Source organism: Streptomyces sp. H27-H5, assembly GCF_026627505.1.
Classification (GTDB): Bacteria; Actinomycetota; Actinomycetes; order Streptomycetales; family Streptomycetaceae; genus Streptomyces.
In genome coordinates this window covers 1-12,002 of the sequence record NZ_JAPNLK010000155.1, presented here as the reverse complement: position 1 = coordinate 12,002, position 12,002 = coordinate 1, and the positions used below count along the sequence as shown (strand labels likewise).

General features: G+C 71.0%; 19 protein-coding genes and 1 pseudogene. 14 read left to right on the top strand and 6 right to left on the bottom strand.

Going from position 1 to position 12,002, the window contains the following annotated elements; translation table 11 throughout:
* Window positions 1–138 precede the first annotated feature (138 nt).
* From OTB19_RS39435 to OTB19_RS39415, 5 genes are all read left to right on the top strand, one after another.
* Entirely contained in the window at window positions 139–387 is a 249-nt protein-coding gene (locus OTB19_RS39435; RefSeq protein ID WP_267803608.1) for a DUF6211 family protein, read from the top strand.
* 47 nt (window positions 388–434) lie between these two features.
* Entirely contained in the window at window positions 435–1,034 is a 600-nt protein-coding gene (locus OTB19_RS39430; RefSeq protein ID WP_267803607.1) for a hypothetical protein, read from the top strand.
* Window positions 1,031–1,228: a hypothetical protein gene (locus tag OTB19_RS39425; protein ID WP_267803606.1), complete on the top strand. Its 198-nt coding sequence runs from the start codon at window positions 1,031–1,033 to the stop codon at window positions 1,226–1,228. Before OTB19_RS39430 ends, OTB19_RS39425 begins: the two co-directional genes overlap by 4 nt.
* 93 nt (window positions 1,229–1,321) lie before the next feature.
* On the top strand, window positions 1,322–1,786 hold the full coding sequence (locus OTB19_RS39420) for a hypothetical protein (RefSeq protein WP_267803605.1): 465 nt from the start codon (window positions 1,322–1,324) through the stop codon (window positions 1,784–1,786).
* Window positions 1,787–2,033: 247 nt separating this feature from the next.
* Window positions 2,034–2,690, top strand: a complete 657-nt coding sequence (locus OTB19_RS39415) for a hypothetical protein (protein ID WP_267803604.1) — start codon at window positions 2,034–2,036, stop codon at window positions 2,688–2,690.
* Between the two features lie 71 nt (window positions 2,691–2,761).
* Here the strand turns inward: OTB19_RS39415 and OTB19_RS39410 are convergent, their stop codons facing one another.
* Window positions 2,762–3,121 (bottom strand): DUF6233 domain-containing protein, encoded by a 360-nt coding sequence (locus tag OTB19_RS39410; protein ID WP_267803603.1) that lies wholly within the window; start codon window positions 3,119–3,121, stop codon window positions 2,762–2,764.
* A 2-nt stretch (window positions 3,122–3,123) separates the two neighbouring features.
* A complete protein-coding gene (locus OTB19_RS39405; RefSeq protein ID WP_267803602.1) occupies window positions 3,124–3,459 on the bottom strand; it encodes a hypothetical protein in 336 nt (111 codons plus the stop codon).
* A 43-nt stretch (window positions 3,460–3,502) separates the two neighbouring features.
* Here OTB19_RS39405 and OTB19_RS39400 point away from each other — a divergent pair, with 43 nt between their 5' ends.
* The 3 genes from OTB19_RS39400 (at window position 3,503) to OTB19_RS39390 (ending at window position 4,907) form a co-directional block, all read left to right on the top strand.
* The gene (locus tag OTB19_RS39400; protein WP_267803601.1) at window positions 3,503–3,829 is read left to right on the top strand and encodes a hypothetical protein; all 327 of its coding nucleotides are present in this window, start codon (window positions 3,503–3,505) and stop codon (window positions 3,827–3,829) included.
* Window positions 3,830–3,894: 65 nt separating this feature from the next.
* The gene (locus tag OTB19_RS39395) at window positions 3,895–4,575 is read left to right on the top strand and encodes a hypothetical protein (protein WP_267803600.1); all 681 of its coding nucleotides are present in this window, start codon (window positions 3,895–3,897) and stop codon (window positions 4,573–4,575) included.
* Window positions 4,572–4,907 carry a type II toxin-antitoxin system PemK/MazF family toxin gene (locus tag OTB19_RS39390; RefSeq protein ID WP_267803599.1) on the top strand — a complete coding sequence of 112 codons (336 nt, stop codon included), beginning with the start codon at window positions 4,572–4,574 and terminating at the stop codon, window positions 4,905–4,907. The genes OTB19_RS39395 and OTB19_RS39390 overlap by 4 nt, the downstream gene beginning before the upstream one ends.
* A 24-nt stretch (window positions 4,908–4,931) precedes the next feature.
* Here the strand turns inward: OTB19_RS39390 and OTB19_RS39385 are convergent, their stop codons facing one another.
* From OTB19_RS39385 to OTB19_RS39375, 3 genes are all read right to left on the bottom strand, one after another.
* Window positions 4,932–5,609, bottom strand: coding sequence for a hypothetical protein (locus tag OTB19_RS39385; RefSeq protein ID WP_267803598.1), 678 nt, complete (start codon window positions 5,607–5,609; stop codon window positions 4,932–4,934).
* 368 nt (window positions 5,610–5,977) lie between these two features.
* Entirely contained in the window at window positions 5,978–6,538 is a 561-nt protein-coding gene (gene cyaB / locus OTB19_RS39380) for a class IV adenylate cyclase (protein WP_267803597.1), read from the bottom strand.
* A gap of 25 nt (window positions 6,539–6,563) precedes the next feature.
* Window positions 6,564–7,409, bottom strand: coding sequence for a helix-turn-helix domain-containing protein (locus OTB19_RS39375; RefSeq protein ID WP_267803596.1), 846 nt, complete (start codon window positions 7,407–7,409; stop codon window positions 6,564–6,566).
* A 218-nt stretch (window positions 7,410–7,627) separates the two neighbouring features.
* On the opposite strand from OTB19_RS39375, the gene OTB19_RS39370 reads away from it, so the two are divergent.
* Together OTB19_RS39370 and OTB19_RS39365 are read left to right on the top strand one after the other, a co-directional pair.
* The gene (locus OTB19_RS39370) at window positions 7,628–8,041 is read left to right on the top strand and encodes a hypothetical protein (RefSeq protein WP_267803595.1); all 414 of its coding nucleotides are present in this window, start codon (window positions 7,628–7,630) and stop codon (window positions 8,039–8,041) included.
* A 327-nt stretch (window positions 8,042–8,368) separates the two neighbouring features.
* The gene (locus tag OTB19_RS39365) at window positions 8,369–8,890 is read left to right on the top strand and encodes a hypothetical protein (protein WP_267803594.1); all 522 of its coding nucleotides are present in this window, start codon (window positions 8,369–8,371) and stop codon (window positions 8,888–8,890) included.
* Window positions 8,891–8,967: 77 nt separating this feature from the next.
* Here the strand turns inward: OTB19_RS39365 and OTB19_RS39360 are convergent, their stop codons facing one another.
* Window positions 8,968–9,231: a hypothetical protein gene (locus OTB19_RS39360; protein ID WP_267803593.1), complete on the bottom strand. Its 264-nt coding sequence runs from the start codon at window positions 9,229–9,231 to the stop codon at window positions 8,968–8,970.
* A gap of 273 nt (window positions 9,232–9,504) precedes the next feature.
* Between OTB19_RS39360 and OTB19_RS39355 the strand changes: the two genes are divergently transcribed.
* The 4 genes and pseudogenes from OTB19_RS39355 to OTB19_RS39340 form a co-directional block, all read left to right on the top strand.
* Window positions 9,505–10,770 (top strand): XRE family transcriptional regulator, encoded by a 1,266-nt coding sequence (locus OTB19_RS39355; protein ID WP_267803592.1) that lies wholly within the window; start codon window positions 9,505–9,507, stop codon window positions 10,768–10,770.
* Window positions 10,767–11,285, top strand: a complete 519-nt coding sequence (locus OTB19_RS39350; RefSeq protein WP_267803591.1) for a GNAT family N-acetyltransferase — start codon at window positions 10,767–10,769, stop codon at window positions 11,283–11,285. The genes OTB19_RS39355 and OTB19_RS39350 overlap by 4 nt, the downstream gene beginning before the upstream one ends.
* A complete protein-coding gene (locus tag OTB19_RS43510; protein WP_324290585.1) occupies window positions 11,201–11,554 on the top strand; it encodes a DUF397 domain-containing protein in 354 nt (117 codons plus the stop codon). Before OTB19_RS39350 ends, OTB19_RS43510 begins: the two co-directional genes overlap by 85 nt.
* A gap of 48 nt (window positions 11,555–11,602) precedes the next feature.
* Window positions 11,603–11,881 (top strand): annotated as a pseudogene (locus OTB19_RS39340) (IS5/IS1182 family transposase); the annotation flags it as partial.
* Between the last annotated feature and the right edge of the window lie 121 nt (window positions 11,882–12,002).

Sequence of the window (12,002 nt, the reverse complement as noted above, 5' to 3'; positions counted from 1 at the left end):
ACCTAAACGGGCGCGGCCCGGGGGAACCCGGGGGCCGCGACCGAAATCAAGCGCCCGGCGGCGCAATGGGCAAAAGGCCGCCGGGCAAAGTCCCCTTCACACTGCGGAGCCTCACGGCACGCAGAAAGGACACCACCCATGGTAGTCCCTCCCCCCGACGACACTCCACAGCCCTACGACCACGTACACCTCCACCCCGACAACCGGCTCGGCGCCGACCCCCGCACCCCCTACCTCGTAGCCGACACCGAACCCCCCGGCACCTACACCCTGTGGCACCTCGCCGACCACCCCCAACACCACGACTGGGCCGCCGCCGTGACCCTCGACGACATCGCCCTCGCCGTCCGCGTCACCACCACCGACACCCGCACCTGGACCCCCTGACCCGCCCACGCTCCGCCCCGCCCGCACCGCCAGGAGAAACCCCCGCCATGACCGAGAACACCGAACCCCGACTGCTCACCCGCGAGGAACTCGCGGCCGCCCACGGCTACAACGTCCGTGCCCTGCAACGCCTGTGGGCCAACCGCGCCAACAACAACCACCCGCCCGCCCAGCGCCGAGGCAAGACCCTCGTATGGGACGCCGACGAATTCGAGGCATGGGACCGCCGGCGCCAGAACCTGATCGGCGGATCCGATTTCGCCCGCATCCTGGGACTCAAAGACCACGGATGGATCAGCAGGGCCGCCGACGTACCGCCGCCCGGATTCCCCCCACCCGCCGAGTGGGCCAACGCCGCCGAACGCTGGGGCCCCCTGTGGGACCGCGACGCCGCCCAGGCCTACGCCGACACCCGGCCCCCCACCGAAACCCTGCGCGGCGCCGGCGCCGGCCGCCCCGCCGGAACCCGAGACGGCACCTCCTACTCCAACGACCCCCGCCTCACCGCCGCCCGCAAGATCATCGCCAAGCACCCCGACGAAAGCGCCATCCAGCACACCCGACGCCTCAACGAACAGCACCCCGGGACGTCCGCCGCCGTCTGGCGGAAAATCCTCCTCGCCGCCCGCGACCAGGAGCAGAAGTGACGGACCACCACGCCCGCCCCTGCCCCCGCTGCGCCCAACCCATCGGCGAACGCCCCGCCCACTCCCGCCTGCACACCCACCGCACCCAACCCATCTGCACCCCCTGCGCAACCGACGAAGCCCACCGCGACACCACCGGCCTCGCCCCCATCCCCCCGACCGAATGGCCCCTGACCACGAACCCCGACCACTGACCTCGCCCCCGCGGTAGGAGCACGAGACCACCCGCGAACGACACACCACGCGCCGCGAGCCGACCCCGGCCCGCGCACCAGCCAGGAGACACCGTGAGCGAGATCCTCGACGATCACGCCGCCCGCCACCAGGCCGCCAGCCGCCACCCGAGCGCCACCGACTTCAAGCCCTCACCACCGCCGGCGCGCTCTGATACACCGGCCGTGAACAAAGGCCGGAGCAAACCCGTGACGAAGCACGTGGCCGCCGCACAGACCGCCTACCTGGGAATCGTCACCCTGTCCCACGGCAAGCAGCACGCCACCGTCCGCGTCCGAGACAGCCGAACCAAGGCGCGCCGCGCCGCCCTCGCCGCGTCCGTCTACGTCGGCGCCACCGGCGGAGTGGCCCAAACACGGATCGTCAAAGCGAGCGGACATGAACGCAATTGGGTACGTACGACCGTGCGAGACGTCGAGGCGCAGCAGATCGCCGCCATGCCCGCACAGGCATGGGCCTCACTCGACGAGACCATGCGGAGCCTCGACCCTGCCGACGCCGAGCAACCCGAAGGCTAGACACCGGCGCCGAAGGGCCGAGGGTGGCCACCACTCGACCGCCGGGAATCGACGTCGCGGCGCAGCCCGGTTCCGGCGCCGGGGGCGGACTTCCGAGCGGAACGCCGGGCGGGCGTTCCACCGCTCCCGGTCGGTCGGTTCGGGTGTGAGGGTTTCCATCCGGGCCGGGCCGGCCGCTACGGTCTCCTCCGGGGGGCGCCGGCCCGCACCAGCACGGAGGACACCCGCGTTGCCCAACATGGAACTGATGACGGTCACGCTCGGCACCGGCGACCAGGTCGCCGACATCCGCACCACATGGGGCATGGACTTCCCGCCCGAACGCCGCTGGACCGACGGCTGGGGCGTCAGCGTCGAACTGCCCGCCGTCCTCGAACTGATCGACCTCGCCCGCGACGGCGTCGTGAGCCTGGACGACGTCCGCGAACAGCTGGCCGCCCGCGCGCACGAGATCGCCGTCGAAAACGACCCCGGGGAGGCCGACCCCGAGCGACGGGCACGACGCCGGTGCTTCGGTGACTGCGACACCTGCCAGGCGAAGAAGCCGGAGTTCGAGGCGCACCATGCGCACGCCGTGGAGCAGAAGGCCCGTCACGCACAGCCGGACCTGTACCCGGTCAGCGTCGGCGGCAGCAGCCTGCACCGTGTCACGTGCTGGTACGTGCAGGATCAGGTGCGCAGCGTCAACGCGGGGGATGACCCTCGCTGGCCCGTGTGGCGTGACCTGCGCGACTACGCCCACGACGGCAGCCTCACCACCGCGTTCTGGACCCAGTACACCGCCCTGCCGCGGCACGAGGCCGCCTCATGGATCGGGGAACACACCGGCACCCGAGGCGGCAAGCGGTACCGCACCTGCAAGCTGTGCGACCCGGACCTGACCGGGCTCACCGAACGCACCTGAGCGGGGGCACACCCGCCGCGTCGCGGCTCACCGCCGAACACCCCGCCGCCCGGGCGCGGTGCCCTGGTGTCTCAGACGTCGAGGAGCCCCAGGGCGGAGTCCACCCGGCAGATCGCGCAGGCGCGCGCGATCGAGTCCCGCAGCGCCTCGACCACCTGCGCGCGCGTGGCCGGGCGGGAGCGACCGGAGACCAGCGGGCAGTCCCCGGTGTGGACGAGAACGGAGCGGCCGGCCGCGTCGATCCCGTACTCGATCACCCACTCCACCACCGGCGGCCGGTGTCGGGCCGCGTCCGCGCGCACCCGCTCCTCAGCCTCCACCGCGGCGATCCGGACCCGGGTCTCGTCAAGGAGGACCGACAGGAGCGTCTCCACCGTCCGCAGGCGCTCCAGGTCCGGCGGGAGCCACGCGGGGCCGCCCGCCAGGTCCACGACTACGCCCCTTGCACCAGGTGGGCGCGCTTGAGCCCCATCCGCGCCTCGACGATGTCCTCGCGTACCAGCGTCGACCAGAACCGGTCGGTCAACACCAGGCCGGTCAGCCGGCTCAGTCGACGCTCGAAGGCCGCCTTCCGTGCCCGTTGCTGCGGGGTGTAGCCGGGGCTGGCCTCGACGTCGCCGCGGTGGGAGTAGACACCATCCCGCGCCTGCCAACCCTCCATGGGTTCCGCCGACCACGGCAGCGTGGCGCAGAGCTCCGCGTGCTGGGAGCGGACGCGATGCAGCTGCGCTTGCAGCGCAACGAGACGAGGGGGGTAGTCAACGGCCATGGCCCAATCATACGCCTGTTCGATTTCGTGTTGTAATCAGGACATGGCCGAAATCTGGCTCTTCCCCACCGATCTGATCCAGCTGAAACAGGAGAGCATCCGCGTCTATAACGAGCTCTCCGCCACGCCGCCCCCCGAGCGGCGGGCCGAGCTCAACCAGCGGCTGTTCCAGCTCGCCGTGCGGATCGGCGAACACCCCCACTGGCGGGAGCGCCCCCACAGCCACGCCACACGCGTCGCGCTTCACCGGGCCGCCGTCGCCGCACCGGGCGGGGAGCCCTCCGTCGAGAAGCGCGTCGTCGACGGCCGCCTCACCACCCTGCCCCCGGGCACCGGCACCGCATGGCAGTACCCGCCGACCGGGCAGTGAGCAGCCCGGCGTCGAGGCCGGCGGCATGATCCCCCCGTGTTGGACAATCGTTGTACGCTCGAATCATGAGCGTGGGATTCCGGCCCACACCGGCCGACAACGAAATCATCCAGGCCAACAAACGGCCCGAGGAGAACACCTCCGACGTCCTACGCCGAGCCCTGCGCGCGCTCGACCGACAGAAGTGGGACGACCAGGCCCGCCAAGACATGGAACGCATCGCCGCCAGCGGCGAGGACCTGTCCGAAGAGCCCGACGACTGGGGCTACGACGAAGACAGCCACCCCGGCGACCAGCTCGACCGGCAACACCCCCCGTCCGCCCGAGAAGGCCGGCCGTTCCTCACGCCGGCTGAAGACCCGGCCCCGACGTCTACGGCCGCCGACTCCACGTTGGATGGCCCCCCGTACTACATCACCAACGTGCAGGGCAGCGTCGGGCTCGTCACCCCTACGCACAGCATCGAAGTCATGCACTCGACGCCGTTCGTGGCCACCTCGCAGCATGACTACGTGAGGACCAGTCCCCGCGTCGCCGCGCGTATCGACGCAGGCGCCGACCGAGGGGTTCTGAGCGCAGCTGCCCTGTTGCAGGGGACTGACCCCACGAAGGTCCTGCAAGGGACACAGGCCTTGTTCACCGACCCAAGAGGCGAGGCGCGACCCCGCCCGCTCCCGTCCGCCGCCACTTCCTGGCGGATCGCCCACCTACACGCCGTCGCCGCCCGTAGGGCGGGCAAAAGGTGATCCGGGGGTCCGTCTACCGCGTCGATCTCGGTGACGCGAAGCGCGGTCACGAGCAGCGTGGCAGGCGGTACGGCATCGTCCTCAGCCAGAACCCCGAGTCGTGGTCGACCGTGGTGATCATCCCCACGTCCACCAGCGCGCAGGATGCCCTCTTCCGGCCCCGCCTGCACATCGCCGACCGTGACACCCTCGCCCTCACCGACCAGGTCCGCACCATCGACACCCGATACGTGATCGGGGAACCCGTCGATCACCTGAACAAGCCCGACCTGGCCCAGGTCGAATTCGCCCTCGCCCGCCTGTTACAACTACGCCTCGAACTCGACTGGTAGACCCGTGCGCGGCGCGCTGTCGTGTCACCGCACGGCGGGGCAGTGCGCGCCGACCGCGGCACATCGTGCCTCGAAGTCAGGGGGAAGCCATCCGCCGGAGGTCAACCGCGGGTGGGCCGGGAAGGTGGAGTGCGCGGCCAGCGCAAATATCAGTGACGCCCATGGAGTGTGGAGCTGCACGGTTTTGTAGCCGCCGGTGTGGGTGTCGTGGAACGAGCACTGGAACACGTCCGGGCCCGCCAGGTCCACCGAGGTCAGGCCCGACCAATTCAGGTCCAGGTAGCCGCGCGCCTGTCCGAGGAAGGCGCGCCGGTTGGTGACGGTCAGCATGCCCTGGCCATCGGTGACCCATCGCGCTTGGGCGTCGGCCCGTGCCTGGCTCTTGCGGTTGGCGTTGCCCAGGGCGGAGGCTGCCAGGGTGATGAGCACGAAGGCCGGGGATCCGAAGGCGACCGTGTTGTCGCGTCGGTAGCTTCCGTTGCCCAGCGCGCGCCAGGTGTGGCGGGAGGCCGGGCCGACTGCCAGGGACAGTTCCCCGGGCACGAGGGGCGCCATCGTCGGTACCGGGGCCCGCTCGGAGAGCCGGCCCCGCATCAGGTCGTGCACCACGTGGACACTGTGGAGCAGGTGATCGTCAAGCACCGTCCAGACCGGCGCGGTCCGCCTCTCCACCGGCTTCACCGCATACGGGTTGTAATCCACCGCACCCCCACCGTCATAGTCCGGGCGCCCAGCCTAACGATCACCCCACCCGGTCGGGCACGGAACAAACACACCGGCCGAGCCCCGTCGGCACAGCAGGGACCCGAAGCCGCCCCAGCGTGTATCTGGGGCGGCCGGCTGAACTCTCTCTTGGGGGACGGCCTGCGGAACGGTGTGCGCCGGCAGTAGCTTGGCCGTGCCGTGACCCCTTTCTGCGGGGTTCAGGCGGGGCCCGCCCCCTTGGCCTGGTAACCAGGCGGGCCCGGCCACCACCTCCCCAGCCCACGGGCACAGCCACCGCGCCCGCGCGGCGACGTCGGCCGGCTCTCGCGCACCACCCCGACGCCCGACGAGCACGCCCCGGAAGGTCAGGTCGTGCGTTGCGCGGTGCGGACGGCGTCGGTGTAGAGCTCTCGGGTCAGGTCCTCGGGTGTGATGCCGAGTTCGTCCAGGACCGCGCGGACGTCGTCCAGGGCCGCGGCCATGTCGTCCAGGGCCGCGAGGGTCTCCAGCTCCAGGAACGTGCCCTCGATCTCCGGGACCCGCACGAGGGTCGCGAGCATCCTGCGGCCCCGGGCGTCGAAGTCGTAGTTCCGACAGTGTTTCTCGAAGGCGATCAGGGGGACGTAGCCCAGCCCGCGCAGCATCGCGTGCACCGCGTCCACGTCTTCGACCCGGGTTTCGTGCTCCGGCTTCGAACCGGACTCCTCATCGACCGCGGCCCCCTTGTACGTCAGCACGCTGCGGGTCTCGTCCGTGCCGTGCACGGTCCGTACCCGCAGTTCCTCGCCGCGCTCGTCCAGGGCGTGGGTGGGGGTGTCGTAGTAGGTGTCCACGTACACCTCCGCCCTGCCGCTCGCCCGCTCCTCCAAACGCCGAACCATTTCTTCCGGCGTCTCGACGCGAGCTTTCAACTCCGCCTCGATCACGTGCCCGTCCCCCCTTCCCGCGTTCTCAGACCGTGCGCACCGCGTCGGTCACCATCGCCTCGACCATCCGCCGAAACCCCCGGTACAGGGGTCCGTGCGGTGTTTCCATCACCTTGTACGTCGCCGACTCGTGCCCCTCCCAGCCGGCGTCAAAAGCGCCGACGAACATGCAGTCGTCCGTTCGGATCACGCGCCAGGTGGGCAGCATCGCGTACCGGTAGACCTCGATGTCGCAGACCGTCGAAAGTTCCCGAAGACGGGCTTCGGCCAGGCGGACGCCGGAGGCCAGCGACTCGACGGACTCGCCGATCTCCGCCGCCCGCCGCACCAACGCCGGGCCCTCCGGATCCAGCAGCAGCACCCGCACCCGCAGCCGGCCGTCGGGGCGGGTGAGATGGGAGCGCAGCATCGAGTCGTTGAGGCCAATCAATCCCAGGCCGCGCACGGCGAGGATGTCGAGCTCCTTCGCCGTACGGGTGCGCTGTTGGATCTCCTCGCGGGCGGAGGCCTGCGCGGAATAGACGCGCACGACCTCCGGGAAGGCCGCCAGGTCGAACGCGGCGTTTCCGGTGCGTTGTTCACGGCCGGCGGCCAGGCCGAGGAGGTGTCGGGTGTCGTCGGGCATCGTGAGACCTTCGGCGATCCGCTCGTAGACGTCCAGGCGGGAGACCGCGCGGCGGCCGTTGATGATCTCGTTCACGCGGGCCTGCGTCATGCCGACCGCGGTGGCGATCCGGGATTGGCTGGCCCCGCTGTAGCGCTGGACGTGGCGGAACACGGCGCCGATATCGCGGGCGCGCAGCGCCTCGCGAACCTCGGGGTGTTCCCACGCCCGGTCCGCGAGGGTGATCGGTAAGAGGCTGCTTGTCACAGAGAGGTCTGCCCGTCATCCGCGAACGGGATGGGATCCATCCCACGGTGAGATTACCGTTCGGGTATCGCGCGATGTGGACAGTCGCCGGAGGCTGACCCCATGGTGACGGCACGGCAGGTCAGGACGGATCCACGACGGCGGGAACACGAACGGCCGCCAGGGATACGACACCGGGTGCGCGCGTCACTTCGCGAGCGGGCGGGAACGATTCCGCGGTGAAGCCGACATCACGGGAACTCCAGGTCGTGGAGGGACAATGGCCGCACCGGCCCGATGGCGGGTGGTGCCAGTGGCACGACGGCCCGACCACCACCGAACTGGTGGCCTGTTGGGGCGCGACGAACTCCGGCCCCGACCAACCGACGTACACGTGCGCGGACTGCCGCGTACGCCACAACCCGACGCCCGTGGGAGGGTGGCCCGTGACCACGACGACGCTGCAATGCGCGGACACTCCCCTGCCCCCGGCCCAGGGCCTGCCCTGGAATGTCGCCATGGGCCGGGCCTGCGTCGCCTGCGGAAAGAAGCTCACCGCCGGAGCCGTCTCGCGCGGGAAGGTCTCCGGCCGACAAGGAGTGCACAGCATCGACACCGAGGTATGGGCCTGCCCCCCGAGGCCCGCGTCATGACAGCGCCCGCGACACCGCCCACCGGCGGAGGCGAGGAGCGGCCGCCCACCTGCCGACAGTGTGGAGCCGAGGCCCTTTCGATCGGCGGCCCCGAGGGCGGGGTCATCGTGCATGAGAGGTCCTGCCCCAACCGGCGCGAAGGCGAACCGGTGGCCCGCCCGCCCCGCACACCCTGAATCAACCAGCCTGCCCGTCACCGCGCCGCGCGCCGGATTCGACGGGCCGGCTCGACCCGCGGCCGTCTCCGCGTCCCCGGCGTATGTCGTGTGAATGACCCTTCCGGTCGCCGGTCGTTGTCACGGCAGACGATCACGGGAGGTCGATTCGATGCGCGGGACCAGGTCCAAGGCGAGGTACAGGGTCACGGGCGCGGTGACGGTGACCGCGGTCGCCGCGCTGGGGATGTCAGCGCCGGCGCAGGCCGCCGAGGCGTGCAAGACGAGTTCGAAGAGCATCGACACCCCCACCTACAGCGGCCCCTGGCCCGACAACTGGAAGTTCACCGTGAAGGCCTGCGCGAAGCGCTCCGGCGGCCGCGTCAGCCACTGGGCCAAGGTGTCCTGGGACCTGCCCGCGAGCGTCTTCACCCCCGGAGGCATCTTCAACACCCCCGGCACCGGAGTGAGCGTGACCGGGAAGCGACCCGGCGGCCGTGCGGCCGGCGTGACGCGGTGGACCGACCTGCGCGACCGCCTCGACCGGGCCCGCGACGGATCGGTGACCACCCCCGCGTTCACGACCGGCCACGGCGCCGGCCAGGCCGTGACCTCCGTGGTGGTCGAGCTCGATTGGAAGAACGACGGCAAAGCCCCCGTCCGATACGTCTTCACCACGTCACCGAAGGTCTGATCGTCTCGACAGCACGTGAAGGCGCCCGGCACCTGTGGGACAGGTGCCGGGCGCAGGTGCGTCGGAGGTGGGGTGAGTCAGGCGGTTCTCTTGCCGGGTTCGCCCGGGACGCCGTCGAAGCGCTCGATGTTGCCCACGGCGGTCGCGAGCTCGCGACCGCCGCCGTCGCGCCGAAGGTAGGCGAGCCGCACGCGGCGAGGCCCTCTGTGGGTGGGGACTTCTTCGACGACCACGGCCATCAGCTTGCCCACGGTGCCCGATGCGGTGTCCCTGACCTGCCGCCCGAGGAGCGGGTGGTCCTGGTGGCCGAGTCCGAGGCCGAGGCGAGGGTCCGTGCTCACGCCCATTGCCGGTCTCCCGCCGCGTGGCCGCCTGCGGTCGGGGTGCTCCGTGCGTGTCGGGCGCGCGTCGTGTCGGGTCCGTGGGGGGCCGGGGGTCGGCAGTCGATCATGGTCAGGCCTCCATCGGGGTGGCGTCGGATCTGTCCCACCAGTAACGCGCCGCCCGGCCCTGTCGAACATGACGAACCGGCAGCCGGTCGCGCGCAGCGGTACTGACGAATTGACCATTGCTTTAGCTGACGGCCCGTAGCCGCTGCCCCTACCGTGACGGTCATGGCACGCCGGAGGAACACAGCGCTCGCCGAGTGGATGCACGAACACGAGATGACCGCCGAGGAGTTGGCACAACGGGTCAACAACGCGCTCGCCGAGATCATCGGCCGGCAGGGGACGACCGGGGAACGCACCGTGTTCCGGTGGCTGTCCGGCGAGAACCGTTGGCCGCAGGCCCGGTTACGCCGGGCCCTGGAAACCGTCACGGGTGTACCCGCCCGCGATCTAGGGTTCGTGCCCCGAGGCCACCACCGCGCCGAGGCCGAGCACGACCAGGAGACGCCCATGCTGCGCCGCACCCTCATCACCGGGATCGCCGCCGCGGCGGCCCCCCTCGCCGGCGCCCGCCACAGCGTCGGCAGCGCCGACGTGATCCGCCTGCGGAACGGGCTGGACACCCTGATGGCCGCGGACGACGCCCAGGGCGGCAGCACCACTCTGGAGCGGACAGCTCTGGCCGGGGCGCGGGACGCGCTCGCCCTGCAACAACGCGGCGCGACCGACCGCGTACGCCTTCGGTTGTTCTCCCTCGCCGCGAACTACACCGCGACCGCGGCGTGGTCGTGCATCGACGCCCGCCGGCTCGACCAGGCGGAGGAACATCTCAAAGTCGCCCTGCAACTCGCCGGCCTGGCCAAGGACCCAGAAGCCGCGATGCGGGTGTGGAACTCGACCGCGATGCTCGCCCACCAGCGCGGCCGCCACACCGACGCCGTCGCCGCCGCCCAGGCCGCGCAGAGCACCACCGCAAGCCGCCGAGACCCCCTCTACGCGTCCCTCGCCCACGCCCGCACCGCCGTCGGCCACGCCAACCGCCGTGCCCGGCAACCCGCGCTCCGCTCCATCGGTCAAGCCGGCGAGGCCCTCGCCAAGGCCCGCGACGAAGCGCGCCCCAGCTGGATCGCCTTCTACGGGCCCGCCGAACTCCACGCCCTGACCGCGATCGTCCGCGACCGACTCGGCGACGCGGCCGAATCCGAAGCCGCGTCCCACCGGGCCCTGTCCGTGCTCCCCGTGCCGTTCCGCCGAAACCGAGCCCTGGCCACCTCCCGACTCGCCCTCGCCCAACTCCACCAAGGCGACATCGGGCAGGCCTGCGCCACCACCGAGGACGCGTTCCGGCTGATGCAGGGCGCACCCCTGCCCGGCCGCATGCGGACCCTGCTCGGTGACTTCCACCGGGACCTGATCAGCACCGCACCGTCCACGACCGAGGCCCGCGAGTGGGCCGATCGCCACCGCACCGAATGGAGCCGCACCGCATGAGCGACGTCCGTCTGACCCGCCACGGCCACCACGACCTCGCCAACATCCGTCAGACCCTCCTGGACATCCACGCCGACGCCTACGCCGACCAGATGGACGACGAGTTCAACCAACGCTTCGAATGGTTCGTCGACCACTGGGGCGGCAACCCCGAGTTCGCCTGCGTCATCGCCCACGACGGAGACCAACCCGTCGGATTCGCCTACGGCGCCCCCTCGAAACCAGGCCGCGAATGGTGGCGCGAGAGCCTCGATACAACACCCGAACCGAGCAGCACATTCGCCGTCTCCGAACTCATGATCCGCACCAAGTGGCGCAAGACAGGCATAGCTCAACGCCTCCACGAAGCCCTGCTCACAGCCAGGGACGAGGCCCTCGCGGTCCTCCTGGTGGACACCACCCACCCCCGCGTCCAAGCCCTCTACGAGACATGGCAATACCGCAAGGTGGGCGAACGCCGGCCCTTCGCCGACTCACCCCTGTACGCCGTCATGCTCCGCGACCTGCGCGACTGAAGCCACGACGGCCCGCTATCGAAGGCACGCGCACCGAGGGCCGCGTCCCGGGACGTCATCAGCATCCAACCGAGGGGAACCCGCACATGAGCACCGGCGAGCAGCGCGAAGGCACCGAGGCCGCCATGGCCTCACTCGGCTGGTACAAGTCCAGTCACAGCAGCGGCGACAGCGGCCAGTGCCTGGAGGTCGCGACTACCCCGGGAGCCCTGTACGTCCGCGACTCTGCTGCGCAATTCGCTGCGGGGGTGGGGTCGGGTCCGCGATGATGGTTCCTGAGGTCGCTTCTCTGTCGTGCGGCCGTGGAGGCGGTACGGATGTCGATGCGGCCGGTGGGGCTGCCGGAGATCCCGGAGCAGACCATGGCGGTGGCGCGGGCGGCGTTCCCGAAGGGGAGCCTGGCGATACGGGTGCGGGACCGCCTCGCGGAAGTCTTCGCCGACGAGCCGTTCGCGGGGGCATTCGGAGTGCGCGGGGCTCCGGGGCTGTCGCCGGGGGTGTTGTCGCTGGTGACGGTGTTGCAGTTCACTGAGGACCTGACCGACCGGCAGGCCGCGGCGATGGCGGTGCGGGCGATCGACTGGAAGTACGCCCTCGTGCGCCACGAGGCGCCACTACCCCGAGCGGGGGTGAAAGGACCCCGCCGCTGGCCTGTCGCAGCAGGCTAGTGCAGCTGAGGGCAGCCTGACCGCGGAGACGCGCGGGAGGGCGGCAAGC

What these genes read in the sequence shown, in the direction of transcription:
- OTB19_RS39435 (WP_267803608.1), top strand. Translation starts at nt 139, where the DNA reads ATGGTAGTCCCTCCCCCCGACGACACTCCACAGCCCTACGACCACGTA.
- OTB19_RS39430 (WP_267803607.1), top strand. Translation starts at nt 435, where the DNA reads ATGACCGAGAACACCGAACCCCGACTGCTCACCCGCGAGGAACTCGCG.
- OTB19_RS39415 (WP_267803604.1), top strand. Translation starts at nt 2,034, where the DNA reads ATGACGGTCACGCTCGGCACCGGCGACCAGGTCGCCGACATCCGCACC.
- OTB19_RS39405 (WP_267803602.1), bottom strand. Translation starts at nt 3,459, where the DNA reads ATGGCCGTTGACTACCCCCCTCGTCTCGTTGCGCTGCAAGCGCAGCTG.
- OTB19_RS39400 (WP_267803601.1), top strand. Translation starts at nt 3,503, where the DNA reads ATGGCCGAAATCTGGCTCTTCCCCACCGATCTGATCCAGCTGAAACAG.
- OTB19_RS39395 (WP_267803600.1), top strand. Translation starts at nt 3,895, where the DNA reads ATGAGCGTGGGATTCCGGCCCACACCGGCCGACAACGAAATCATCCAG.
- OTB19_RS39365 (WP_267803594.1), top strand. Translation starts at nt 8,369, where the DNA reads ATGCGCGGGACCAGGTCCAAGGCGAGGTACAGGGTCACGGGCGCGGTG.
- OTB19_RS39355 (WP_267803592.1), top strand. Translation starts at nt 9,505, where the DNA reads ATGGCACGCCGGAGGAACACAGCGCTCGCCGAGTGGATGCACGAACAC.
- OTB19_RS39350 (WP_267803591.1), top strand. Translation starts at nt 10,767, where the DNA reads ATGAGCGACGTCCGTCTGACCCGCCACGGCCACCACGACCTCGCCAAC.
- OTB19_RS43510 (WP_324290585.1), top strand. Translation starts at nt 11,201, where the DNA reads ATGGCAATACCGCAAGGTGGGCGAACGCCGGCCCTTCGCCGACTCACC.